Raw genomic sequence first — 25,584 nt, forward strand, 5'->3', positions numbered from 1 at the left:
AGCCAACGTAATATTCACGTTGGCTTTATTTTACTGTCCAAGTCGTGTGTCGCAACTATAGGCGAAGTAAAACTCCTCTGGAAGATATTGAGCATAGACCTTAGTCTTGTTGTGCTTATTGATATACCACTCACCCATGAACGTGTAATTTGGATCATCGCTAGTAATGAAATTAAACTTCTCTAGCTTTGTTTTATCAGTCGCTCCAATTTTTAGCGTCAGCGAGTTGTCGTTAAGTTTGTAGTTTCCCCTAGCCAGAAAGTCATATCCTCTATTACTTTCAGTTTGCTCAGTTGCTCTAGCTATCACTAAGTTCTTGTTTGACCTTATACAAATTTCATAAAGAAGGGATTTATAACCATATTGTTCATACACAATGGATAAAATACCTTTTGTTAACTCACTAGTAGAATACGGGAATGCTGTACTAGACGAATCGCTAGTACCCAAAGAATCGCTAGTACCAAATGAGTCACTAGTACCAAATGAGTCACTAGTACCAAATGAGTCACTAGTACCAAATGAGTCACTAGTACCAAAAGAATCGCTAGTACCAAAAGAATCGCTAGTATCAAGCGATTCATTCGCGGTATTATTGGTTTGGGTTACACTTCCGTATAACTCCTGATTAATTCCATCACTAATTATTTCAGCAGCAGATGCAATTGATTGTACAGTACTTGCTAAAACCACTGTAGTAGGTAAAACAGCAAATAAATTAAATTTCACGATCTATCCTTACAATAACTTAAAATTTCTGTTTTTATCTTTGTTACTATTGCACATAGTATAGGTTTTATATTTAAGAAATAATCCTCCTTTTTATCCTTAGGTATATGGTTTGTATGGTTGAATACTCCAAAAATGATATACTTAAAGCTACCCGATAAGACGAGCATAACCTCTCTTTCATTTGAATTTGATTCTAAACCATTGATGAAATTAGAAAGCGTCGATTTTAATTCATTTAATGTTCTGGTTTTTTCTAAATCTTTGATGTGCGAATTTAATATTTCACAACATCTATATAAATTGTTTTTAAATGTAAAGTTTATATGGTTGAGGTTGTTTATTTTTTTCAAACTTTTTTCAAATAGTGAAAAGGAAAAAGGAATTGAGTTTTGTTTCAACTCCTTTGTTGGTATTGCACCATTTATCAATGCGCCATTACTTATATTCTCAACACTCAGATCAGGATTAATCTGGATTAACGATTCAACCGCTTTTCTTGATTCGTTGAATATTCGAGTTGTTAACACTCTTTCAGTCTGATTACCTAGCACATAGTGCTGACCAGTAAAGCGACATCGACTCAAAGCATCTCTTTCGTTATAGTATTGAGAGTGCTTACAATGATGCATTTCCTCATCAACAAAACCATAATCACATCCAGATAATACAAACTTTTTTACGCCCAGACTTACAAGTGCAGATATCGCTGTATTTGTAACAGTTGGGTTGCTGTAGTAAAGCGGAGTGATTGCATGCTCTTTTTTAATAATTTCTGTTGTAATGTCATTTGCTTTAAAAAAAACTAATCTATTCTCGAATGCTAGCAGAGTTTTATGGTAGACGGTGTTTAATGTTATCAATAGTGTATTTTTCAATAAAGGACTTTTTAGGTAATCTTCTTTAATATAATAACCATCCTTACTTCTCTCCATTTCTACATGTATATGTGGAACAATGTTTTTTCTAAGTAGACTCGGTAATGATGTCCCACATGATACAACAATACCATTAAATTTATTTATATCATCAATTATAAGATCTAGCGAAGGACCATTTCCTACAATCAAAGCTTTATGGCTTTCTAGAAAAGAAAAATCTGATGTTTTAAAATTTTTTAGACTTTTTATGTTTTGAGAGGAATGTTTTAAACTCATCATCTCATCTTCCATAAAGCCCCATAGACTTACGAAGGAGTTTCTCCATTCCTTAAATGATTCATATATTTTGTCAAATAACTGACAGTTATAGTGTCTAAATAAACTAATATCACTAAATATTCCACAACTTCGATTAGACGAGTAGGATGCTAAACTATCTAAAAAGTCACTATAGCTCTTACAGTTAATGAGCTTTAGATTACCACCGCGTGCTTTACACTCATTTTCTATCGTTTCAAGATCGATGTTAAACCGGCCTAGGGCTTCAAGCTTTTGATCCTGCTCAATAATTATCACATCTATATAATTTAGCTTGTTAAGTAATGCGGGAACGTGATAGCCAGCACCTAAGCCAAGAATGATGAGTGTACTGGATGTAGGTGTCGCGTTTGGCTTAAATCCCAATGCTAATGCAATGTCATGTGATTCATTTATAAATTGTTGATGGCAATACTGTGTTTCAGCTATGGATAAATTTAGAGAAAGGTGAGTTGGTCTATTAAAGAAAAGTTCCACTTGCTTAATGCACTGAACTTTAGGGTCAATGCCATAGAATTCTAATTCGATAGACTTAGCATGTAATTTATCTCGAATCTGAGGGAAGTGTGATTCGTTCTGTGAAATTTGAATACTTGCTTTCATATATTGTTCTAGTCCTTGATATCTAATTACTCGATAAGCATTAGAATTGAGTACCCATATTAGCATCAAACCTGAAAATTTTCTTTCAATTTAATAGAGAAGGCACCTTGCGAGGAGCAACCATAGATGATGGATTGAAGTCTACTCTAAAAGTAATGTGTAGGGTAACCTTGTATTTTATTCGCTATTTAGTGATAAGTTAGTTGGGTATTAAGCAATATTTGATGGAAGCTTGATTAGCCATACCGTTAGTATGGCCTATCGATAACAGGATAGTTGTCTCTTATTCTTCGTTATCAGCAGTTTCAAAATTTAAACTAAACTGACCACTGCGCTGTACTGAGAAAATGGCCTTTTGCCAGTTCTCTTCTTGATTTGATGTCGCATTTTCGAACAAGCTTAAAAAAAGAACGGAAATTTCATCACTTACTGGTATAACGTGTGCTTGTTTTGGTGTGCTAGTGTCATAGTAAAAAGCGGAACACCTAGGCATATTGTCGTCATGGTAGTCCAATACGAGCCGCGCTTCACTCCACGGCTCTTTAATTTGTTGGTATAGATACTGGCCCAATTGTTGTGGGACTTGTCGGTTTTCTTCTCGCATTCCAACTCCTTGTTATGTTCAGCGATAAATGTTGCTCTGATTTTACTGGCGACTTTTGGCTTTAGTATGTGCTATAAATTTGTAGATCCCAAAACCGACCAGTATAAATATGATCGACTGACCCGCGGCTTTACTTATGATAACCGCATCGGAAAATAGCCCTGAAAGTATAGACATACAGATAAAAAACGAAAGCACTGATGTTAGTAACACAATGGCTTTTATCCAAGGTTGAACTAGCTTATGTCTCTGTTTGCTAATCAATACGGCAACGATAAAACTGATCAAAGAAACCAAAAAACCAATAAAATACTGTTCCGTTGTGATCATGGTATTTCCTTATTAATAGGTGAGTAAATTATTTTATTCATTTTCTGTCGCTTTAAAGAAACATTTCATAAAGTGTCCGGCTCAATTACCCTCCGGAATCACTATTGACTCAATAAAATCATGGCATTCAAACTAATAAATTAACCCGTACTTTGCCAAGAGTCGGGTAAACAAAAGTGCCGTCGTTCCTGGTGCTTGCTTCCTGGCGCTTGTAAGCACCGCGGTCGTGTGGGTAAATCTTTAGTACCTCGCCATTTTATACGGTCTTGTGAATAGCTAACTTTTAAAATAAGGGAGCTGATCAAAGATTGTACATTGGTTTTTACAAAAACTTGGCTTTTCTCTGTTTGTTTACGTAGTTCAGTCCTTGGCTTTGAGGTGAATTGATAAGAATAAGTGTGCTCAGAGGTCATCCTCGTACGAATTTCAAAAAGGGGATCCTTGAAAAAAGTGCTTATTTGAACTGGGTTGATTGTTTCAAAAGTCACATTATTCCCAGCCAAAAGTTTGTAAGAAAAATAGGAGCCTGATCCTAAAGTGCTATGGTAAACAAAAGCTTCATTTATACAAGTGCTTAGTTCAAAACTAACGACCTTAGTACTTTGGCTTATGCCGTAAATGGTCATCCTTGTGTGCATGATATTTAACCTTAGTTGATTTAAAAACTCACACAACAATCCATAAAGCTTGGTTAATGTAGTGTAAACATGATTTTTTGATGTAATTATCTGTTATTAAATAAATTCATATAATAATAGAGGTTATTACATGGATTGAGTCGAATGCAAGTGTGTTTTTTATAGCTTGATAATATTAATTTGATATTAAGGTTGATCTAGAAAATTCGTTTGTGTATCGTATGCGCCGTTCGAGAATGTACATCAAAAGTCCAGATGTTTAGTGTGGTTTTTGTTTTCAGGGAAGTGTCTATCTCAACAAGTTGTAAGAAAGCTTAATGCAAACTGAATTGCTCACTAAGCTTCATGACTTCCTCTCTGAATGCCCAATAAAAAGTAAAACCTACAAAAAACAATGGCTTAAATATTTTTTAAGAAGATTTTTGAATGTTAACTTAGTATTCAGTTACAAACTGCATACTTGTGTTCTGTAATTTCTTGTTAAATAGTTAAATCAAATGTATTTTTACTATTGTACTGGAAATTAAAAAGATTAATTGTTTCCAATAATCTAATTTGGATGTCTTATAATTGAGGCGGATATGGCTAGGAATGCTTTATTTATAATGGTTTTGTTTTTGACTGGTTGTATGTCTACTTACGTTAAGTTAGACGTAACTGCTACTGATAACATAAATTTAAACCAGTTTAACGAGCCACTACCTGTGGTATTAAAAGTATATCAACTTACTGATATTCAAGCGTTTAAAAATTCTACATTTGAACAGCTTTGGAAGTCAGATAAATCAATTCTGGCTAACACCTTAGTTACGGTGGAAGAACGCACCGTAAACCCCTCAGATCGTATAAAAATCGAGTTTGAACAAGCTGAATCTGCAAAGTACGTGGCTTTTGTTGCGCTATTTAGAGATAGAACGGGTGGTAACTGGCGCGCATTTTATGACTTAAATGATTGGCCTGTGCCGTTATCTACTTCTCTAGATATTGAAATTACAAGTAACTCGCTTCGCTTACCTGAAGTAGAGGAGGACAAGTAATGCAGCACAACAACGTATACAAACCTGTTTGGGCTGAAGGTTTAATGCTCAGTCAGCAGCACTTACAACTGTTCGATCAATACCAGCAATCTCAACTAGCTGGTGTACAGCAAAGTCTTAGAGACAATGCATATGGTTTAGACCGCATTGTATTCGACGAATCGGCATTAGCCAAAGGTGTAGTCAAACTGCAAAGTATTGCGGCAATCTTCAAAAGTGGTCGTCATATACATCATGTTTTTGCTGACAACGAAGCACCTATGTTTGAGCTTGAAGATAACAAAAGCGAATACATCATTAGTGTGGCGCTCGCGAACAATCATTCAGTAAGTAATATCCAAGGTTACCCGCAAACTGGGCAGCTTAGTGCTTATGACTGTGATTTTGTTGAGCTTCAAGATGCACATGATCCAAACCGAAAAGCAGAAGTGATGGTTGCTAAGCCTAAACTTATGCTGGTTGAGTTCAGCGCAAGTAACAGTTTTATCGAGCAATTGCCTTGCATAAAAGTTATACGTGGTGAACATGGGCAGTTCGAAATTGACTCAAGCTATATTCCTCCATTGCTAAACATCAAAGCCCATGGCTATTTAGCCGAGCGTGTAAATAAACTCGTCAATATGGTTGAAGCTAAGTACACCGCGATGTTTACCAATCGTGCGAGTATGGGGATCGTGGAAGATTTTGGTCCAACAGAACTCAAACACTTTTTGTTATTACAAACATTTAGCTCTGTTTTTCCTGAGATTAAACAGTTAAGTACCACAGCCAAAACTAGTCCTGATGCACTGTTTATGGCACTAAATAAACTGATCTGCCAACTGATAAATTTCGAACCAGAAGCGAGTAAATTTGAGTTACCAGTTTATGACCATCAAGACTTAACGCGCAGCTTTGGTTTAATCGAATCTCATATTCAAACCCTTATTGGTTCGATAAGTGCAGCACGCTCGTCTGATCTAGTACTCAGTGCAATCTCTCAGTCTATCTTTGAGGTTAAAGACATAGAAAGCAGTACCTTGACACGGGGTGAGCTATACATTGCGGCTTTCTATGAAAACGAATCTACGCAATGGATCGAGTTGTTTGCAGAGCAGGTTAAGCTGGCAGCGCCAAGTCAGCTAGAAATATTAATCGCTTCAGCGCTTGGTGGTGTGAAGTTAACACATTGCCAGCGTCCACCAAATAGAGTGTCTGTTAAAGGTGGATATGAGTATTTTAAAGTTGAACCACATGGTGCTGCTTGGGAACAAGTTGTACAGGAATTAGCGTTAAGAATCTTTGTGCCATTTAGCCTTCAAGGCGTGAAACTTGAAGTGGTTTCAGTGGCGAGTAAATAGTTAGTAGGTAAAGGTCATGGAAGCGTCGAAAAATAAATCTGAACTAGTCGCCTGCATTTCTCCGGTACTTGAAGTGCTTACTTCAATTCGCCAGGGCGGGGCAGATCATCAAGGAGTTGATGGTCTACGCAGTAAAGTCATGGATGCTTTTGATGAATATGAAAAGAGCTGTTATGACGCACGGATCAGTGCGTCGGAAATGCAGGAAGCCAAATTTGCATTAACCGCTTTGGTCGACGAGCAAATCATGACGGCACAGAAGCCGTACAGTATGGAGTGGATGGCGCGACCTTTACAATTAGAATTATTTGGCAACATGCGTGCGGGAGAAGCTTTTTTTGAAAAGCTTGAGAATATCCGCCGTGCAGCAGCGCAGCAACGCACGGTTTTGGAAGTCTATTTTGTATGTTTACAACTGGGTTTCGAGGGGATCTATAAGATCAAAGGGGTAGAGCAACTCAAAGCGTTGATGTTGGATGTTAGAGCGCAATTAGAAGAGCTTGCTGGACCTGCAAAATTACAGCTTTCTGATAATGCAAAACCGCAAGAAAGTATGGTCACTAAAGTAGGAAGAAACCTACCTTATTGGGTTATTTTATCAGTAACGCTTGCTTTACTCGCCAGTATGTATGTTGGTTCAACGTATTTTATTGAGAATCGTGCGAACCAGCAAGTCGTGCAAATTGATAAGCATATTGAAGTACTAACGCAGTTAGAGAAAACAGGGAAAGCGAGGTAACATCATGTCAGGAGTAAATCGTAGTGGACTAGTGCATCTAGTCTTAGGATTTTTGTCATCTCGTGCGACGGCTCATTGGGTCGGCATATTCGCAATTTTGACGCTAATTTGGTTTGCTGGTCGGTTTATTGGCCTTGAAGATCAAAATCATCGTTTAATGGTGATGGGTGCGGTATTTGGTCTGTTTTGTCTTACTTTATTAGTTCGATGGTTGTGGGTGAAGCGCTCTGGTGACAAGTTAGCGAAAGAAATTGCCAATAATCATGCGGGGACAGAAGCCGAAGTCGAAGAAATTAAAGCCAAAATGGAAGAAGCGCTGTCTGCATTAAAAGCTTCTCATTTAGGCGCTGGCTATCGTGGTAATGCTGCGTTGTATGCATTGCCTTGGTATATGATCATTGGTCCGTCGGCTGCGGGTAAGAGTACGTTATTTGCGAATTCTGGGCTGCATTTCCCTTATTCAAAATCTAATCAACTGCATATTCAAGGTTTTGGTGGCACACGTAATTGTGACTGGTGGTTTTCAGATCAAGCTGTTTTGATTGATACTGCAGGTCGTTATACCACTGAAGAGTCAGATAATGATCAATGGTTGTCATTCTTAAAGCTGTTACGTAAATACCGCTCTAAACAGCCAATCAATGGGGTGATGGTGGCGATTAGTGTTGCCGACATCTTGACCTCAGACAGCGAACAGATCCGCGACCACGTTAAACAGATCCGCGCTCGTATTGATGAGTTAATTAACCAACTTGGACTTATCTTTCCAGTATACGTGGTGTTTACCAAATGTGATTTGATCAGCGGCTTTGAGCCTTTCTTTAATGAATTAAGTGAAGATGAGCGTAAACAACCTTGGGGCGCGTATTTACTTGAGGAAGATGGCACCAATACCGGTGAAGTGGCGAGCGAGAACTTTTCAAAACATCTAACTGGCCTATATGAGCGATTGTGTGATCAGCGTCTAGTTAAAATGACGCGTGAACGTAACGCCCAACGTAAACAACTGATTTATGATTTTCCTAATCAGTTCAAAGCGGCGTCTGCCAAAGTTGAAGAATTTATTGACACATTATTTAAAGAAAACCCGTACCAGGAAGTACCGTGGTTTGCTGGTGTGTATTTTACCTCTGGTACGCAAGAAGGTACGCCTATCGAGCGTAGCGCAACGAGCAAACTATCTACGTTTAGATCTGTATTGTTTGAGTATCGCCAAGAAAGCATTACCTCCGCGTTTTTTATCAACCAAGTATTCAAAGATGTGTTGTTTAAATTGCAAGATCTCACTCGGGGTAACCGGAAAAAGCGCCGCGTACAAAAATGGCTCAAAGGCTTTGCATTATGCTTGTGTGTGACGTCGGTATTTGCTCTTGCGGGCTTGTTGGTTAACTCTTATACCCACAATCAACAGCTTTTAACAACCAGTGATAAATTAACGACTGCTGTTGTTAATACACGAGTTGAAAACCAGCCGTTGGCAGAGCAATTTAACTCAACTTTGTCTCTTTTTGCACACTATCAAGAGCTAATCGGTTATGAGAAAAAGCTGCCTTGGTATTTCTTACTCGGGGTTTACAGTGCAGATAACACTATTAAGCCAATAGAACAGGTATTACGTCAACGTGTACAAGCGCTCATTGGCGAACCAAGTTCGGAGCTTGTGCAACAAGCACTTTTTGAAAGCCACCAAAACTGGATTGCACTGCTAAGTACAGAAGAACAGGTAGCTAAACGTATCGAGCCAAAGCTACGTGATAAGTACTATCAAGCACTTAAGCTGCAACTCATGATGAGTAACGAGTTTGAGCGTTTAAATAAAGACTATGCGAAGTCTGAGCTACTGGACTACACGGCGGATCGCTTAGAGCTAACGCTAAACGAAGACACGCAAGCATTAACAGAGCAACTGTCAGGATTGATTGATTTTTACTTAGCTCAATTAGCAGTTGAGCCTACACCGCAGCAGCTTGCGATTTGGCAGAATAATGATTTCTTGGTGAGTCAGGCGCGTTCAGACTTAATGAGTGCACCAGAACCAACCGCGTTATATGAGCAGATCAAAGCAAAAGTAACGGTATCAAAAGCCGCACTAACGCTTGATCAAATGATGCAGCAAAACAACAAAACCTTTTTGCAGTCTAAGATCAGCATTCCATACGTTTACACCAAAGAAGCATGGGAAAACGAAGTGTACGACGCCATCAAGGTCATTGCGAGCAAAGCATTCTCTGGCGACTGGGTGATGGGCACAGACAACGCAGAAAGCCAAGGCTCTGTTGATGAAGCAAAAGCAAGCGCTTTGGTCAAATCAATCCGCGCGCTGTATTTCAGAGACTATGCCAATGTGTGGTTTGAGTTCTTAAACTCGGTAGAAATAAGCCCGTTTAATACGAGTAATGCAGCAAGTTTAACGCTAGCTCAGCTGTCGTCACCAGAAGGTCCGTTGGTCGATTTAATGGCGTCAATCGATGACAACGTGAATCTAATTGATTCACCAAACAAAACGGTAGAAACAGAAAAGTTGACCGAGCAAGCTAATGCGTTACTTGCAAAGTCTAAAAACAGCAAGGTTAAAGGTGCAAAGATAGAAGCCGCTGCGAGAAAGCGTGTACCTGAACTGTCGAGTCGCTTTGCAGATCTTCGTCGCTATACGGCAAAAGGAGAAGAGAACGCTCGCTCTGATTACCTAGAGCAATATCTCGGTGCTTTGAGTGCATTTCATTCAGACATCAAAACGATTGCGGCGAGTAACAATGATGACTATATGGCGATGTCATTTACTCAAACGCTGTTAAATGGTGATAGCAAAAACCATGCGCTGCAAAGTGCATGGGTGGTGGTCGAAAGCCAAGTCAGAGCGCTTGACCCAGATACTAAGCAAGCACTTGAAAAACTACTAAAAGCACCCCTTTTAGCGAGTGTGCAGACTGTTATGAACGAAGCAAAAGTACAGCTTAATGAGCGTTGGTCTAATCAGGTATTCTTAACATACAAAGAAAATATCCGTGGTAAATATCCGTTCAATATCGACGGGCCAGATGCAGCAGTTGAAGATATTAGTGAACTGCTGAACCAAGAGTCAGGTGTGTTCTGGCAATTTATGGCTGAGAATCTATCTCCCTACCTTCGTTTAAAACGTGGTGAGTGGGTAGAGAAAACCTGGAACGGTATCGGCATTGGCTTTAAGCCAGGAGTACTAGACAAGCTAACTAAGGCGAGAAAGGTAACGCGTTCGCTATTTCCTCGAGACGGTTCTGAGGTAGGGATTAGCTTCCAAATGATGCCTGTGGCACAAAAGGGATTAAAAGAAACTTATATCGGCTTTAGTGACCAAAATTACCGTTATAGAAACGAACCTGAAGAGTGGCGTCGTTTTAACTGGCCTGCTCGTGCGGGCACTGAAAAAGCAGTGGTATATGGTTTAGACAGTGAAGGCCGTAGAATTGAAATCGAAAAGTCAGGGCCTTGGGCATTCCTAAAAGTATTGAATGAAGCGAATGTGCAGTGGGTTCGTGGTACTGAATTTATGGCAACGTGGCAATTACAAAGAGAAGCGGAAGAAAGTATTGAGCCAATCCAAGTTCAAGTTGCACTTAAGTCGAGCAGAAACAGCGGCATATTCAGCAAATATTTTATGACGTCATTTGCGCTGCCTGAGTCTTTGTTTGATACCAAAGTGAGTGTGGCTTCCAATGAAAACTTGGCGTTGAGGTAACACAGGCATGTTCGGTTTTTTTAATAATAAGAAAGTCGCCAAGGTACCAACGACTCAGCCATTTGGATTTATGGGTAAGAACCCAATTCAAGCGGACTTTATTAAGTTTAACGTTGACTCAAGAGAAGCAATAGCACTTGAACGCTGGCTTCAAGAAGGTTACGCAGACATGAGCCGACAGGCGTTGATAAAAGATGCCGCTTCTCAAAAAGAGCAGTCAACGCTATTTTTTATCGCCTCAGGTCAAGACGAAAACTGTTTACTAGGCACACTACAGCCAAGCGAAGATAAAAGTGGAAGACAATACCCATTTTGCTCGTTTGTATTATCGAGTAATGCGGACTACAAACAAAACCCTGCATTTCTATTTAGCGAATGTGGCAGTGCGTTTAAATCATTAAGTTTAAACCATGAGCTGATCAGAAACTGCAGTAGTGTTGAGCAAATGCGCCATAGCGCACAGGAGCTTAAGCAGGCAAGTGAGCTGGTTTCGCAACCGATTGATTTTGATAAGGCAATGTCTTCACTACGAGCTTCACCGATACAGCGTATATGGGATGCGCTTGAATTAGAAGATCTTGACCAGCGAGCACAATTAATCAGCCAAGTGATGTCTGCGCTTAAAATGATCAAAACCCAAGGCTGTTTGCGTTGTCAGTTTGGATTGAAGTTACCGATGCCACAAGTGGGTGAAGATACCCAGTTGTTAGGTGCATTTTGGCTGCATCTTATTACCAATATGGTGGCCGATCATCACTGGCAGCCTTGGTGTTTTTATAACTATGGTCAATTGAGCCAGAAAGCTTCGCTAGTGGTGTATTGCAGACCTATGCCGGCCTCGTATTTTGCGTCAGTTTGGCTTGAACACAATAGCTTATCGACGACCATTAATCTAACAGGGACTTTGCCACAACATCCGGTGACACCGCATATGTATGAATTGGCAAAAGCATCAAATATGAGTGTTTTCGATGCGCTAAGAAGTTGGAGTAAGTTATGAGTCAACCACATAAGTATCAGAGCTGGCAGCAGTGGTGTGAAAAGTTATTAGCGCCTCTAGGCGGCATGCCATGCGGTGACGATTTGAAATACGAAGAGTCATTTAAATTACTAAAAGCCTCCTCGTCAGGTGTTGCTGAGCCAGACTTCAAAGCTAACTTTATTTTGGCATCAGAGCTTTTAGAAAAGCAGAGTAAGGATATTCGCATCGCGTCGTATCTAGCGTTGGCCGCTACGAATGAGTTTGGGCTCGAAGGTTTGATCCACTCGTTAGATTTGTTTAATCAGCTTTTGCAACAGTATCAGGCGCAGATCCACCCAGTGAAAGAACGTGCGAGAGCATCGGTTCATACTTGGTTCTTACAACAACAACAGCGCTTACTTGGTGTTGCTACAGCGCATAGTGCGACAATGCCGGAGCAATGGCCAGAGTTAAAGCGCGTACTTGAACAGTATGCAACAGAATCCGTGGCAATACTTGATGCAGACTCAGGTCCGCTTGCTGATTTAAAACACTGGTGTGAGCAAGGTTTGATTTCGCAACCAGTTCCTGTACAACCTGTTGCGACGGTACAAGAGCCTGTCGAAAAGCATGAGGTGGTCACAGCAGAGCAGCCTCAAGTACAGCAACCTGTAGCGGCGACTTCACAGCCTACAGCTGTTGCTTCAAAGCCAGTTTCTACACTTGCTATTGCCGTGGAAGCACCGCAGTCAGACTCGGCTTATACAGAGCAAGTTCGCAAACTATTGGCGTATGACAAAGAAAGCCAAAATTGGATGCGAGCGATTCGCTTGGCACGTGCAGTGAGGTGGGGGGCGCTTGCATTACCACCGCACGATAATGAGTTGAAAACGCGCTTACCAGCCCCAAGGCAAGCGGCATTTGTGCCTATTGAAAACGCATTAGCCGCACAAAATTTTGCTCAGGCGTTAGAAAAGGCAGAAGCCTTATTCATGGAAGGGGCGATGCATTTTAACCTTAATTTACAAAGGCTAGCCATCGCTGCACTTGAAGGGCTCAAGTTATTTAAAGAAGCACAGTGGATAGATTTAGAACTTGCCGCAATCGCTGATCAATACCCAACACTGCTCAGCCTTAAATATGAAGACGGAAGTGAGTTTTGCTCAGCAGCAAATCGCGAGCGAATTGGCGAACATAAATTACTAAGCCAAGGTGCCGGTGCAAACACAGACGATAATCAGAAGATTTGGTTAGATAAATTTAAAGAAGCGCAGGCGCTTGTTGATCAAAGTAAACTTTCGCAAGCACTGCAGCTAATGGAAGGGTTTGCGCAAGACAAGTTCGATTTTGCGAAGCAAAAATTATATCAAGCACGTTTATTGATGCGCAGTGAACGCGCTGATCTTGCCTATCCAATGTTTGAGCAGCTGCTTAAAGACATTGAACAGTACCGACTGGACCTATGGCATGAGTCGTTTGCTCTAGAGGTTTGGCGTTATGCCAAGCAATGCAATGAAGCAGTATCCTTGGAGCAAGGAGATGAATTTGACCTACGAGCAACTGCGATAAAGCAGCAGATGCTCGTAACCAAAGTAAGCTCAGCGATTGACTGGGTTTGATTGTTAACCGCTGGGCTTGTAACGGCAGGCGCAACGACTGATTAAATAAGGAAAGACTATGTCTGATACGTTTCAAAAAGAGATCCCAAGAGCGCGGATTAATATAGCGCTTGAGCTGGAAACCGAAGGTGCAACGCAAAAGAGTGAACTACCGATGAAAGTTTTGGTGGTTGGTGATTATTCCAACGGTCAAAACGACAGTGACCTCGCTGAGCGAGAGCGCATTGCTATTAATAAAAATAATTTAGAGCAAGTGCTAAAAGACATGTCACCAAAGGCAAAGTTTCAAGTATCGAACAAAATCGCAGGTGATGGTGAAATCGGTATTAACCTAACGTTTGATGATTTTAAGTCATTCGATCCAGAGCAGGTTGCAGCGCAAGTACCAGAGCTTAACAAGATGATGTCAATGCGTAACTTATTACGTGATCTGAAATCTAACTTGCTTGATAACTCAACGCTGAGAAAAGAGCTTGAGCGCATTTTGCAGAACAAACCAGAACTTGATGAGTTAAAAGCACGCTTAAACGAGTTAGCGCCGCTTTTGTCTGAGCAAGAAAAACAACCGCAAGAGTAAGGACACGAACCGATGAATATGCAAGAAACGTTAAACGTTGAAGCACGCAAAGAAGAGACTTTGACAGCTTCAGCTTACGAAACAATCTGTAATCTTGTGTCTATTGAGCCGGTTTCAAGTGAAATCAGCATTGATAACTTCCGTGATGCTAATAATCTTGCGGAAACAGACACCAATGAGCGCTTAACTGCTGCTATCAATGTCTTTTTAGACATGGCCACTAATGACAGCAAAGAAGTGTCGCGTATCGACAAGTTATTACTTGATGACTACATCGCTAAAGTCGACAAAATTATTTCTGAACAGCTGGACGAAATTTTACATCATCCACAGTTTCAAAAAGTAGAGTCAGCATGGCGTTCACTGCGTTATTTGGTGAATCGTTGTCCAAATAACTCAAACGTAAAGCTTGAACTACTTGATGTTGATAAAGAAACACTACGTGACGACTTCGAAGAAGCACCAGATACCACGCAATCTGCGCTCTATAAGCAAGTATATACGGCTGAGTATGACACACCAGGTGGCGAGCCAATTTCGACTATGGTGTCAAACTTTGAATTTGATTGTTCAGCGCCGGATGTGTCGTTATTGCAAGAAATTTCAAGGGTCTCTGCAGCAGCCCACTGTCCTTTCTTAGGCAGTGTTGGTGCTAAGTTCTTCTTAAAAGATTCGCTTGAAGAAGTGTCTAAAATTCAGGATTTGGGCTCTTACATGGAGCGTGCTGAGTTTTTACGTTGGAAGAACTTCCGTGAATCAGAAGATGCACGTTACATTGGCTTAGCGTTCCCACGCTTCTTACTGCGCTTACCATATGGCGACTTAAACCCAATTCGTCACTTTAACTATCAAGAAGACGTTAGCAGTGAGCATCATGAACGTTATCTATGGGGTAACGCGACATTTGCGTTCGCGGCAAATATCGTCCGTAGCTTCCACCAAAATGGTTGGGCGGTAAATATTCGTGGTCCACAATCTGGTGGTCGCGTTGAAAATCTACCTCTGCATTCTTTTGAGGCAGGTCGTGGTCAAGAAACTAAGATCCCAACGGAAGTACTTATTTCTGAAACCAAAGAGCTTGAGTTTGCAAACCAAGGGTTTATCCCTCTGAGCTATTACAAAAACAGTGACTTTGCATGTTTCTTCTCTGCAAACAGTGCGCAAAAGCCACAAATTTTTGAGACGCCGGAAGCCACCTCTAACTCGCGGATCAATGCAAGATTACCATACATCTACTTGGTATCGCGTATTGCGCACTATATGAAGGTGATCCAACGTGAAAATATCGGTTCAAGCAAACCTCGTCACGAACTTGAGCAGCAACTTAATGATTGGTTAGGTGCATTAGTTACTAAGATGAATAATCCAGACGAGTCTCTAATTGCGACGCACCCGTTAAAAGATGCCAACGTGACTGTGTCGGAGATCCCGGGTAATCCTGGTTATTACCGTGTGAATACGTATGTGGTTCCACATTTCCAAGTGGAAGGTATCGACGTACGCCTCGCACTCGTTGGTCAAATGCCTGGCGAAAAGTGAAGGCCTCCTGAAGAACCAATGAAGCGCATTTAGGGCAGTGAATGCTGCCCATTATTAAGCATGATATTGAACCTTAATTGTAGAGGTTCAGAAGTATCGGCAAGCGCTATGAGATATTAGTTGAGTTTGCGTCTAAAAGTGCAAAAAGAAAAAGTTGTTAAACCAGGTTAGGTTGATAAGCGCAATAATGGAAAATAGTTACTAATAAAAAGATCAGGTTTAATATGGTTGCTGGTATTAAATGGTATATTTATGAATGTAGAAGCAGACCATATTATTTGGAAAGTTATATTTTTAGTGCAGTGTTCTTTAACTTTATTTTTAATATACGACAATCAGCTTTTCACCTCGTCTGAGATTAGCGTTGCGTTTGTAGACATTGTTGTTTTTATCTTAGATAGCTTGGTTTTGGCAGCAAACTTGTTGCTCATATTACAAGTTCGTGTGTTAAGTCGAAGAACATGGGGGTTGGTAGTTTGGGTGTGGTGGTTTGTAAATATATACTCGTTGTTAAACGAAATTTATTTGGGCGGTTATACCTCGTCTGAAATGTTGTTTTTTGGGAATATAATCTGGATTTTAGTTTTATTTTCCTTGCCTGTAGTTAAGTACAGAAGCTTTATAGGAAAACCTATTAAAGCTGAGTAAAGTTAAAACGATTTATACTTCCATGATGCACTTTAGTGCATGCGTTAAACGGTGGAAGTGACGTGCGCCTTGAGCTCGTTAGTCAACAACCTAGCGATAGATAAAGGCCGCCGATATAAGTGAATAAACCTATCTAAGGCTGAGAAGGTAGCTTTAGACAAGAAGCGATGAGGCAAAGGATTGTCATGTTTAAACGAAAAGTATGTAACTGGTTGATGCTGCTGAGCATAGTCTTGGTGACTAACTTGTCATATAGCCAGGAGATGACACCAGAGCTCTTTTTTGCAAAAAAGAAATTACAAGAAATAACTATCTCTTACACCAAGGCAATGGAAACGTGTTTTGAGCATACTCCACGCGTTCGCCCAAGCGAGCTAGAGACAGACAAACTAGAGATAGAATTGGTTGTAGAGGCAGTAAATTACCTGCATTACGTGGCGCTTAATGATTGTATGCAAGACCATGATGTAAATTTTTTAAAAGCAGTTGAGCACTACAATCAGACGGCGCCAAAGGATGAAGTGATCACGGTAGACAGTTTTGTGACGCTTAGATGGAATGAAGAGCTTAGAGCTGAATTCGAATTTAAACAGTTACCCGAAGCAGTTCAGCAGCACTTTTTGCAGCTGGATATACTAAAAACGCCATTTGATGCGGCGACGTTAGTGATGGAATTACGTGGTGACTTATAACATGTAGTGAAAGATTGCCCCAAGTTGGCTGCCACCAACTTGGGACATGTTCCCAAATTGGCATAAAGCGTGGCGCTTTGTTTGGGGATCAAACGTGAAAAACACGCGTTTGATCAATGCCTTTAATAATTAGGAAACATCTTATCTTAAAAGGAGAAATTAAAAATGGCAATTCCAGCGTATATGTGGTTAAAGGACGACCAAGGTAACGACGTTAAAGGTTCAGTAACTGTAGCTGAGCGTGAAGGTTCAATTGAGATTTTGCATTTCGATCACGAATTGCGTATCCCAACTGATAACGACACGGGCGAGCTAACAGGTACTCGTAAGCACGAGCCTTTTGTTATCACAAAAGCTGTGGATGCTGCTACTCCGTACATGTACAAAGCGTGTTCAAACGGTCAAACATTAAAGCAACTTGAGCTTAAATGGTACCGTATTGATGACACTGGTACTGAGCGTGAGTACTTCCGCCATACGCTTGAAGACGTGAAAATCACTTCAATCACGCCAACAATGCACAACGTTAAAGATTTGGATAAAGAGCGTTATCCTCACCTTGAAACAGTGCACATGCGTTACAAGCGCATCACTTGGACGTACCTAGACGGTAACATTGAGTTCTCTGACTCATGGACTGAAGGTCGTTAATTTCGAGTGTTGGAGGCCTCCTGGCCTCCTTTTCAAGCTTAAACTAGTTCGCGCAATGAATAGAGAGCGTATTTTTCTATGGCCTTATTTGATTTGCTAGCTCAACCATCACGTCAAGCCTATAGCGATAACAATTTATCGCATCTAAGCGACAGCGTATGTAAACACCTAACGCAACTATTGAATGCGCGTAGGGGAGTGCTTGAGCACTTAGGTGATTATGGTTTACCGGATGTGGAAGATCTATATGAAGGGCTACCTTATTCGCAGCAAACACTTGCCAATGAAGTAAAAAGAACCATAGAAAAGTACGAACCAAGAATCACTAACCTCATCGTTCGACCCATCGACATAAAAGAGGAAAACTGTGTGATTCGATTTGAGATAAGAGCGCAATTAAAAACCGGCGAGATAATCAGATTGAATACTAAGTTTGCGTCAGGTGGTAAAGCAAACGTCAATGCAGGAGGAGCAGACTAATGGATATGCAGCAATATTTTGATGCGCAAATGAGGCTGTTAACACAAGCAGGTAAACAATTTGCTCAGCAGTATCCTGAACATGCCGGCTTTTTAAATATTGACGCGTTAAAGGATAGAGATCCTCATGTTGAGCGCTTGCTCGAAGGAGTCGCTTACTTAACGGCATTTACGCAAAAGCGATTGGACGAGACGCTACCTGAAGTGTCTGAGCAGGTACTCAGACAGATTTGCCCAATATTATTAAATTATTATCCGTCTACGACGGTGCTAGAGTTTGCGCCAAAACTCACCATGCAAGGACTGGTGAGTGTGCCAAAAGGCGCGAAAATCTCTTCCCATAAAAGTGATAACGCCCCTGTGGCTTGTCACTTTACTACCACCGCAGAAACGAAAGTGTTGCCGTTTGAGATCTACTCTGTGGACTATCATGAGATCCACACTGGTGCGACGTTAAACTTACACCTTAAGCGGTTAGGCCAAGGCAGTTTAGACGATTACGATCTCTCTAAATTGCGGGTGTATTTGCGTGGAGACACGCCGCTTTGCGCCAGTCTTTATCAAATGATGAAGAATCCAAACGCAGCGATAGAGGTTGAGACTGGAAAGCTTGGCAGTACGACGCAATATACCTTGAACAAGTCAAAAATTGATGCGGCTTTTCATAAAGACAGCACCGGAATGTTGCCGAATAGCGAACAGAGTCATCCCGCTTATGCGTTGTTGCTTGATTACTTTAACTCTCGTGAAAAGTTCTATTTTGTTGAACTAACGGGACTGGATACACTAAATATTGATCCAGACACTAATACCATCAGCATCAAAATAGCCAGTGATATTAAATTACCGCCCGGTAACAAAGTAAATGCGGATAATATCCTGCTTAATTGTGTACCTGCGGTAAATATCTACCCAGTAGATGCCGAGCCTATCCGAGTGAGCGAAAACCAAACCGAATACCAACTACATCCAGTGCAAAATAAACTTGGAGAGAGTTTTTGTTATAGCGTTAAGTCGGTACAAGGCGCAAGTAGTAGCACGGGAGAAGCCATCGACTTTGTTTCTCGGTATAGCACGGTATATGAAGATAACGCCCATTTGTATTCACTGATAAGCCGTGACATTGGCGGGGTATCGCCACAGACGTACATTCAGCTTTCAATGCAAGAAGTGGGTGATATTACTACTTTATCGACCGATCTGTTGGCGCATAACGCGGCGTGGCCAAGGCAAACACTGCAAGAAGGCGATATCAATGCACAAAGCGCTGATGTACCGTCGGTACTTAGCGTTAAAAATGTCGTAAGACCGAGCAAGTTGCTTAATTCTCCTGATCAGGCTTTACATTGGCAGCTCATTAGCTTATTGAATATGCGTTTCTCTCAACTAGCAGAACCAACCCAACTGAAGAAGCTATTGGCGCTGTTTGATTGGTCGGAGCGCTCTGAAAATCGAAACCGTATTGAGAGTATTCAAGGCGCTGAATCTAAACCTATCTCATTGCTACAAAAGGGCGTGTTCGTTAAAGGGATAGAGATCCACTTAACCCTAAACGAAAAGAGCTTTGTTTGCACAGCCGATGCGTATCATTTTTGTGATGTGTTGCATCAGTTCTTTAAATTATATGCGCCAATTAACGAATGTTTAAAAACCAGAGTGACGCTGCTGCCAAGTTACCATGAGTGGGAATGGGACGTGACGGCAGGCGACAGTTATCAGGTGTAAATGATGGAGCAGCAAAACCAACCCATTTGGGCAAAACTGCCAGAACCGATAGCTAATTTGATGGCCACACCTTGGCGCTTTAGTTTGTACAAGGCGCTAACGCTTATTGAACAGCATTGGGCCAGCAATAACGAGTTACAAAGTGGCCACAGTCATCGCGTTGAAATTGCACCGTATAAAGAACTTGGGTTTCCAGCGTCAGACGTTAGACGCTGTGAATTGCAAGTAAGGCAACGAGGTAAGCTGAGGCTTGAAACGTCATTTCTCGGTTTATATGGCGTTGATGCTGCGATGCCGCACTACTTGTTAGAGCAAGCCGCAGGAGACGAAGAGGTAGGTGCAAGAACACGCGCATTTTTAGATCTTTTTAATCATGTACTGTATTGTCAGCTATTTCAAAGTTGGAAGAAGTCTCAGATTAATCTTGCTGGCATTGGTGCGCAGCAATTTGATCAAATAGTTGCTGCGGTATTTGAAAATAACCAATCGGATAAGAGCAAACTAAACCTCATTAGTGCCAAACAAACCAGTGCAGCTGGGCTTGAGCAAGTATTAAAGCAAGCGCTACAAGACGAAAGCTTAGCGATTAAAGATAATATCGTTGAATGGGAAGGTATTACTGAAGCGGGCAAGTTAGGCTCAAAACAAAGCGGTTTCTCATTGGGTGGTAATGGCGTATTGGGTAAACGCGTTTTGGTCACCGGCAATCGTATTTGCATTGAGCTTGGTCCAATGGACGAGGCTGAGGCACAGCTATATGAGCAAGGTGGTGTAAAGGCGAAACGTTTATCACAATTATTAAATTGGCACACCTCAACCAAAATGAATTGGCAACTGTTAGTGCAGATCAATCGCCAAGCGCGCGAGGGCACTCGGTTAGGGGCTGGCAAGCTTGGGGTAAGTTGTGCGATAGGTAAAGTTAACGCACGCATAGAGAAGAAAATATATTCACAATCACAGTTTTAATGCGAACGGGAATAGCAAGGATTAAAAGATGGACGCAACAGGCATAAAGAATCTCATAGACAAACTCAATCATCACAGCGCGACAGCGTTAGAAGCCGCGGCTGGATTCGCAGCGAGTCGAAAGCATTTTGAAGTGCTACCAGAGCATTACCTATTAAAGTTAATGGAAGAGCACAATGACGGCGATGTTGCGAAGATTTTACCTTTCTTCGAAGTTGATCAAGACGCATTGTGGAATAGTGCGCTCGAATTTATCAATCAACAAGATGCTGGTAACCCGAGCAAGCCGGTTTTCTCCCGTCGCCTCTATGAGTGGTTAGAAAAAGCATGGCTCAGTGCAAACATGCGCCATCAAAATGATTGGATCACAGGCGCTGCGCTGATTGACTCGTTCAAAGACATGGCGATATACAGCCCTGCATTTGGACTGGCGCGCGAGTTCGACAAGATTGATACGCACTTCTTAAAGCAGAACTTAAATAAGATCTGTAAAGGCTCGACTGAGCGTCAAGTATTCAGTAAGCCAAATGCTGACAACACGGTGTCGAATAGCCGTTCACAAGGTGAAAGCGCGCTAGAAGCATTTTGTGAAGACCTCACTGAAAAAGCACGTTCTGGTGCAATTGACCCAGTCCTTGGGCGTAACGAAGAGATCCGTCTCGCAATCGATGTGTTGTGTCGTCGCCGTAAAAATAATCCAATCTTTGTTGGTGAACCCGGTGTTGGTAAAACTGCAGTGGTAGAAGGACTTGCTCAGCGCGTTGTTGAAGGGCAAGTTCCGCCAGAACTTAAAGAAGTTAAGATCTGCGTATTGGATATGGGTCTGCTACAAGCCGGAGCAGGTGTAAAAGGTGAATTTGAGCGTCGTCTTAAACAAGTCATTGATGAAGTAAAGAGTTCAGCGACCCCCGTTATCTTATTTATTGACGAAGCGCATACCTTGATTGGTGCTGGTGGCGACGCTGGCATGGGGGATGCCGCAAACCTACTAAAGCCGGCACTTGCACGTGGAGAAGTAAGAACACTTGCTGCGACGACATGGAGCGAATATAAAAAATATTTTGAGCGCGATGCTGCGCTTGAACGCCGCTTTCAATTAATTAAAGTCGATGAGCCAACCGAGCAAGCTGCAAAGCTCATGCTCACGGGGCTGAAAGATAAATACGAAAAGCACCACCAGATTCAAATCACAGACAGTGCAATTGAAGCCGCGGTTACGTTGTCAGCTCGATATATCACAGGTAGACAATTGCCTGACAAAGCCATTGATGTACTAGATACCGCAGCTGCTATGGTCAGAATGGGACCGGCAACGTCGCCTGTGGTGATTGATAAAGCCAAAGAGCAGATCCGTTACTATCAAAGCAGAATTGAGCGCTTGGCAATCGAGTCAAAGCTTGGGATTGCAGATCAAACCTGTATTCAAAGTCTCACCGATGCGCTTACACAAGCCCAAGAGCAGCTTGCTGAGCTTGAGCAAAGCCGTGAGCTGCAAATTGATACTTATAATGCCCTACACGGTGCGAGTGACGAAGAGAAACCTGCGATTAGACAAGCGCTTGCTGCGTTAAATCAAGATGACAATGCGATTTTCTCCGAAGTGACCAGTGATACGGTAGCGCAAGTGATCGCAAGTTGGACTGGGATCCCTGTGGGTAACATGGTGAAAGACGAGCTGGAGAACTTACTTAAGCTTGAGCAATCACTGGCACAAAGCGTTGTGGGGCAAAATGCTGGATTGACTGCGATTGCACAAACCTTACGGGTAGCAAAAGCGGGTGTATCGGCGTCGTCTGGGCCACTGGGCGTATTCTTATTAGCAGGTCCTTCTGGGGTTGGTAAAACCGAAACTGCAAAACACATAGCCGAACTACTATTTGGTGGCGAGAAGTTCTTAACCACGATAAACATGAGTGAATATCAAGAAGCACACACAGTATCACAACTCAAAGGCTCACCACCGGGTTATGTGGGTTATGGTGAAGGTGGGGTGTTAACCGAAGCTGTGCGCCAACGTCCATATTCTGTGGTGTTACTTGACGAAGTGGAAAAAGCCCACGCAGATGTCATGAATATGTTCTACCAAGTGTTTGAAATGGGCGTAATGCGTGATGGTGAAGGGCGTGAAATCGATTTTAGAAACACGGTTATCATCATGACTTCTAATTTAGGGGCTGAGCAAATCATCAATGCTTGTACACCAGAAACCGAGCAGCAGGCCATGCAACAAATGGTGGATGGGATCATTCAGCAAGGTGTGCCTGAAGGCGAAGAAGCACAAGACAATAACGAAGAAGAAACACCGTTTGAGAGACCGAGCTTTCAGCAGCTAGTCAACTTAATTAAGCCAAACTTGCTCGCGCATTTTGCACCAGCGCTTTTAGCACGGATGCAGGTCGTGCCTTTCTTCCCGCTTGATACTGATGTGTTAAAACATATCGTGGCACTAAAGTTAGAGAAGGTCGCAGCGCGACTTCGTGACAATCACGCTATACAACTGCGCGTAGATCAAACAGCGCTAGATTATCTAGCCGATAAATGCGCTATGTCTGATAGCGGCGCACGATTGGTTAACGCAACAATTGAACAACAAATTTTACCTGGGATCGCTCGCTCCATTTTGGGCTTTATGAGCGAAGAAGATATGCCAGATCTGCTGACGCTGACACTGGATGAAAATGGTGAAATTGAAGCCGTATTCGCCGACTTAAGTTAACGGTAGATACGAGTAAGGAGACAAAAATGGAAATGTTCGCATCACTTGCCGATAAACTGCCTAAGGCAAACGAGAGTCACTTTGCAATTGAAATTGCGGGGTTGTCTGGGAGTTTATTTAAAGTATTGAGTTTTGAATCACAGAATGACAGCTTATGTAGTGACTATCGCTTCGATATTGAGGTGTTAAGTGAGGAACTAATTGAGCCTGATCTGGTGATTGGTAAAGATGTTACATTTTCCATTACGTGGGCCATGTCTGACAGAACGGTTTCGGGAATCATTACCGAATATGTTTGCCATGGTCGCAGTCATCAAGGCTACGTGTATACCTTATCTTTTCAATCACTTTTGGTGTTGCTCAAGCATCAACGATCTAATCGCGTTTTTACCGACATGTCGGCGGATGCCATCGTTAAAAGCGTGTTAGATAAGGCTGGGTTCCCGTCAGGAAAATTGCAACTGAAGGGATCATCGCCAACCCTTGCTATGACAGTACAGTATGATGAAAGTGATTTTGACTTTGTAACGCGTCTAATGCGCCGCTACGGTTTTGTTTACGGCAGCACAGAATCAACCGGTAGCCAAGCCAACCTGTCGGTATTTGCCAGCAGCAGTGATTTTTCTTCAGAGATGGAAGAGATCACTTTGCCTTATGCGTCACCCACCGGACAGGTAAGACCGAGCGAGTCTGTCTTTGCCTTTTCTAAAAAAGCGAGTTTACTAAATAGCGGATTTAGGCTGTATGACGAAGACTATGAAAAAGGCTGCGCACTGTCTGTAAATAGCAATAATCAATCAGAGGTTGGCGGCTTTGGTGAAGACAGTATATTCGCTGAAAACTTCATGACTGAAGGAGATGGCGATGCACTTACCAAAGTGCACCAGCAAAGCATTGATTGTCAGAGAAACCTTTTTGTTATCGATACCGACTGTCGGGCGCTTCGTCCGGGTGTCGCTTTAACCATAACCGATCACCTTAATTACAGCGGTCGTTACTTAGTGGTGTCTGTTGCTCATAAAGGCTGCCAAGGCGGTAGTGTTGAATACGGTTCCAAGGTAAAAGGCTTAACCTATAAAAACCAAGCGACGATTATCCCAATTGATGTGCAGTTTAAAGCGCCTGTTATTAAGCGCAAAAAGGTTTTTGCATCGTTTAACGCCACGATTGAGCAAGAAGTGGATGACAAAGGGCGCTATAAAGTCAAGCTGCCATTTAACCAAGATGGTGAAGGAGAAGAGAGTAAACCGACTCGACTTATGCAGCACTATGGTGGGCCTGGTGGGCACGGCATGCACTTTCCTTTAAACAAAGGAACCGAGGTTATGGTGGCGGGCGAAAATGGTGACTTAGACAGGCCTATTATTCTCGGTGCGCTATTTAACGATGAAGCACTAAGCCCGGTGACTGCAGAGAATGCTACTGAAAATAAATTGGTGACGAAGGCAGAAAACACTTTGTTGATGGATGACAAGCAAGGCGAAGAGAAAATCCAACTGTTCACCAAAGCGCAAGAAAATATGCTCGAATTTAATGCCACAGAAGGCAGCGAATTTATCAAGCTTGAAACCAAAAAAGGTTACATCGATATTAAATCGAAAGAAGCGATGACGCTGCAATCACAAACGAATATTGTGGCACAAGCCGACAAAGAAATAAGCATTCGCGCAGAAGATGCGGTGTATATCCAAAGTATTGAGTCCAATATTGAGATCAATGCCAAAGAGGCGATTCAACTCACTGCAGACACCGACATTAAAATTCAGTCTGCTGACAGCAATATTCAATTTGAAGCGCAGCAATCCATTAATCTTGAGGCCGCGCAAGACATCAGTTACTTCAGTGTTGACGGTAATGTTGAGCTTGCGGCGCAAAATGGTAACTTCACCATCAATGCCGATAGAAACATTTCAATCGTTGGCCAAGGTAGCGGCTCAATTCAGCTTTCTCAAGGCGGCGGCAAAATAGAAATTGATGCGGCAGGTAATATTACCATTGATGCGAACAACTTGAACTTAAGCGCCAGCAACATTTCAGTGTCTGGCTCAGCAATTAGCCATAACTAAGCAGGGAGCAA

20 protein-coding genes are annotated in these 25,584 nt (G+C 41.9%); 16 read left to right on the plus strand and 4 right to left on the minus strand.

Features of this window, described 5'->3' with window-relative positions:
• Positions 1-30: 30 nt before the first annotated feature.
• The 4 genes from EXT47_RS08185 to EXT47_RS08200 all read right to left on the minus strand — a co-directional run bounded on the left by EXT47_RS08185 (position 31) and on the right by EXT47_RS08200 (position 3,465).
• Positions 31-729: a hypothetical protein gene (locus EXT47_RS08185; protein ID WP_130126260.1), complete on the minus strand. Its 699-nt coding sequence runs from the start codon at positions 727-729 to the stop codon at positions 31-33.
• Complete coding sequence (locus EXT47_RS08190) at positions 726-2,597, minus strand: motility associated factor glycosyltransferase family protein (RefSeq protein ID WP_039495797.1); 1,872 nt, start codon at positions 2,595-2,597, stop codon at positions 726-728. Before EXT47_RS08190 ends, EXT47_RS08185 begins: the two co-directional genes overlap by 4 nt.
• A 217-nt stretch (positions 2,598-2,814) precedes the next feature.
• Entirely contained in the window at positions 2,815-3,135 is a 321-nt protein-coding gene (locus EXT47_RS08195) for a hypothetical protein (RefSeq protein WP_039495798.1), read from the minus strand.
• Between the two features lie 42 nt (positions 3,136-3,177).
• Positions 3,178-3,465 carry a hypothetical protein gene (locus EXT47_RS08200; RefSeq protein WP_039495799.1) on the minus strand — a complete coding sequence of 96 codons (288 nt, stop codon included), beginning with the start codon at positions 3,463-3,465 and terminating at the stop codon, positions 3,178-3,180.
• Between the two features lie 1,243 nt (positions 3,466-4,708).
• Here EXT47_RS08200 and tssJ point away from each other — a divergent pair.
• The 16 genes from tssJ to EXT47_RS08285 all read left to right on the plus strand — a co-directional run bounded on the left by tssJ (position 4,709) and on the right by EXT47_RS08285 (position 25,573).
• Complete coding sequence (tssJ, locus tag EXT47_RS08210) at positions 4,709-5,140, plus strand: type VI secretion system lipoprotein TssJ (protein ID WP_010377046.1); 432 nt, start codon at positions 4,709-4,711, stop codon at positions 5,138-5,140.
• Positions 5,140-6,480: a type VI secretion system baseplate subunit TssK gene (tssK, locus tag EXT47_RS08215; RefSeq protein ID WP_130126261.1), complete on the plus strand. Its 1,341-nt coding sequence runs from the start codon at positions 5,140-5,142 to the stop codon at positions 6,478-6,480. The genes tssJ and tssK overlap by 1 nt, the downstream gene beginning before the upstream one ends.
• A 16-nt stretch (positions 6,481-6,496) precedes the next feature.
• Positions 6,497-7,219, plus strand: a complete 723-nt coding sequence (gene icmH / locus EXT47_RS08220; protein WP_010377048.1) for a type IVB secretion system protein IcmH/DotU — start codon at positions 6,497-6,499, stop codon at positions 7,217-7,219.
• A 4-nt stretch (positions 7,220-7,223) separates the two neighbouring features.
• Positions 7,224-10,934 carry a type VI secretion system membrane subunit TssM gene (gene tssM / locus EXT47_RS08225; RefSeq protein WP_130126262.1) on the plus strand — a complete coding sequence of 1,237 codons (3,711 nt, stop codon included), beginning with the start codon at positions 7,224-7,226 and terminating at the stop codon, positions 10,932-10,934.
• Between the two features lie 7 nt (positions 10,935-10,941).
• Positions 10,942-11,934 (plus strand): type VI secretion system-associated protein TagF, encoded by a 993-nt coding sequence (tagF, locus tag EXT47_RS08230; protein ID WP_039495802.1) that lies wholly within the window; start codon positions 10,942-10,944, stop codon positions 11,932-11,934.
• Complete coding sequence (locus EXT47_RS08235; protein ID WP_130126263.1) at positions 11,931-13,514, plus strand: TssA family type VI secretion system protein; 1,584 nt, start codon at positions 11,931-11,933, stop codon at positions 13,512-13,514. Before tagF ends, EXT47_RS08235 begins: the two co-directional genes overlap by 4 nt.
• 58 nt (positions 13,515-13,572) lie before the next feature.
• Positions 13,573-14,091 carry a type VI secretion system contractile sheath small subunit gene (gene tssB, locus EXT47_RS08240; RefSeq protein WP_039495804.1) on the plus strand — a complete coding sequence of 173 codons (519 nt, stop codon included), beginning with the start codon at positions 13,573-13,575 and terminating at the stop codon, positions 14,089-14,091.
• A gap of 12 nt (positions 14,092-14,103) precedes the next feature.
• Complete coding sequence (gene tssC, locus EXT47_RS08245; RefSeq protein WP_010377056.1) at positions 14,104-15,630, plus strand: type VI secretion system contractile sheath large subunit; 1,527 nt, start codon at positions 14,104-14,106, stop codon at positions 15,628-15,630.
• Between the two features lie 252 nt (positions 15,631-15,882).
• On the plus strand, positions 15,883-16,278 hold the full coding sequence (locus tag EXT47_RS08250) for a hypothetical protein (RefSeq protein ID WP_130126264.1): 396 nt from the start codon (positions 15,883-15,885) through the stop codon (positions 16,276-16,278).
• A gap of 185 nt (positions 16,279-16,463) precedes the next feature.
• Positions 16,464-16,970 carry a hypothetical protein gene (locus EXT47_RS08255; protein ID WP_226899082.1) on the plus strand — a complete coding sequence of 169 codons (507 nt, stop codon included), beginning with the start codon at positions 16,464-16,466 and terminating at the stop codon, positions 16,968-16,970.
• A 165-nt stretch (positions 16,971-17,135) separates the two neighbouring features.
• Positions 17,136-17,621, plus strand: a complete 486-nt coding sequence (locus EXT47_RS08260) for an Hcp family type VI secretion system effector (protein WP_010377064.1) — start codon at positions 17,136-17,138, stop codon at positions 17,619-17,621.
• Positions 17,622-17,699: 78 nt separating this feature from the next.
• Positions 17,700-18,101 (plus strand): type VI secretion system baseplate subunit TssE, encoded by a 402-nt coding sequence (gene tssE / locus EXT47_RS08265; RefSeq protein WP_039495807.1) that lies wholly within the window; start codon positions 17,700-17,702, stop codon positions 18,099-18,101.
• Positions 18,101-19,825 (plus strand): type VI secretion system baseplate subunit TssF, encoded by a 1,725-nt coding sequence (gene tssF, locus EXT47_RS08270; RefSeq protein ID WP_039495808.1) that lies wholly within the window; start codon positions 18,101-18,103, stop codon positions 19,823-19,825. Before tssE ends, tssF begins: the two co-directional genes overlap by 1 nt.
• Positions 19,826-20,791 (plus strand): type VI secretion system baseplate subunit TssG, encoded by a 966-nt coding sequence (locus tag EXT47_RS08275; protein WP_223193589.1) that lies wholly within the window; start codon positions 19,826-19,828, stop codon positions 20,789-20,791.
• Between the two features lie 28 nt (positions 20,792-20,819).
• Positions 20,820-23,507: a type VI secretion system ATPase TssH gene (gene tssH / locus EXT47_RS08280; RefSeq protein ID WP_039495810.1), complete on the plus strand. Its 2,688-nt coding sequence runs from the start codon at positions 20,820-20,822 to the stop codon at positions 23,505-23,507.
• A gap of 26 nt (positions 23,508-23,533) precedes the next feature.
• Positions 23,534-25,573: a type VI secretion system Vgr family protein gene (locus EXT47_RS08285; RefSeq protein WP_130126265.1), complete on the plus strand. Its 2,040-nt coding sequence runs from the start codon at positions 23,534-23,536 to the stop codon at positions 25,571-25,573.
• Positions 25,574-25,584: the final 11 nt, after the last annotated feature.

The sequence above is a fragment of the Pseudoalteromonas sp. CO342X genome (assembly GCF_004208915.1).
GTDB classification, from domain to species: domain Bacteria; phylum Pseudomonadota; class Gammaproteobacteria; order Enterobacterales; family Alteromonadaceae; genus Pseudoalteromonas; species Pseudoalteromonas maricaloris.

Bases quoted from the DNA above. Each gene is read 5' to 3' on its own strand.
- EXT47_RS08190 (WP_039495797.1), bottom strand. From the start codon at position 2,597: ATGCTAATATGGGTACTCAATTCTAATGCTTATCGAGTAATTAGATAT.
- EXT47_RS08195 (WP_039495798.1), bottom strand. From the start codon at position 3,135: ATGCGAGAAGAAAACCGACAAGTCCCACAACAATTGGGCCAGTATCTA.
- EXT47_RS08200 (WP_039495799.1), bottom strand. From the start codon at position 3,465: ATGATCACAACGGAACAGTATTTTATTGGTTTTTTGGTTTCTTTGATC.
- tssJ (WP_010377046.1), top strand. From the start codon at position 4,709: ATGGTTTTGTTTTTGACTGGTTGTATGTCTACTTACGTTAAGTTAGAC.
- tssK (WP_130126261.1), top strand. From the start codon at position 5,140: ATGCAGCACAACAACGTATACAAACCTGTTTGGGCTGAAGGTTTAATG.
- icmH (WP_010377048.1), top strand. From the start codon at position 6,497: ATGGAAGCGTCGAAAAATAAATCTGAACTAGTCGCCTGCATTTCTCCG.
- tssM (WP_130126262.1), top strand. From the start codon at position 7,224: ATGTCAGGAGTAAATCGTAGTGGACTAGTGCATCTAGTCTTAGGATTT.
- tagF (WP_039495802.1), top strand. From the start codon at position 10,942: ATGTTCGGTTTTTTTAATAATAAGAAAGTCGCCAAGGTACCAACGACT.
- EXT47_RS08235 (WP_130126263.1), top strand. From the start codon at position 11,931: ATGAGTCAACCACATAAGTATCAGAGCTGGCAGCAGTGGTGTGAAAAG.
- tssB (WP_039495804.1), top strand. From the start codon at position 13,573: ATGTCTGATACGTTTCAAAAAGAGATCCCAAGAGCGCGGATTAATATA.
- tssC (WP_010377056.1), top strand. From the start codon at position 14,104: ATGAATATGCAAGAAACGTTAAACGTTGAAGCACGCAAAGAAGAGACT.
- EXT47_RS08250 (WP_130126264.1), top strand. From the start codon at position 15,883: ATGAATGTAGAAGCAGACCATATTATTTGGAAAGTTATATTTTTAGTG.
- EXT47_RS08255 (WP_226899082.1), top strand. From the start codon at position 16,464: ATGTTTAAACGAAAAGTATGTAACTGGTTGATGCTGCTGAGCATAGTC.
- EXT47_RS08260 (WP_010377064.1), top strand. From the start codon at position 17,136: ATGGCAATTCCAGCGTATATGTGGTTAAAGGACGACCAAGGTAACGAC.
- tssE (WP_039495807.1), top strand. From the start codon at position 17,700: ATGGCCTTATTTGATTTGCTAGCTCAACCATCACGTCAAGCCTATAGC.
- tssF (WP_039495808.1), top strand. From the start codon at position 18,101: ATGGATATGCAGCAATATTTTGATGCGCAAATGAGGCTGTTAACACAA.
- EXT47_RS08275 (WP_223193589.1), top strand. From the start codon at position 19,826: ATGATGGAGCAGCAAAACCAACCCATTTGGGCAAAACTGCCAGAACCG.
- tssH (WP_039495810.1), top strand. From the start codon at position 20,820: ATGGACGCAACAGGCATAAAGAATCTCATAGACAAACTCAATCATCAC.
- EXT47_RS08285 (WP_130126265.1), top strand. From the start codon at position 23,534: ATGGAAATGTTCGCATCACTTGCCGATAAACTGCCTAAGGCAAACGAG.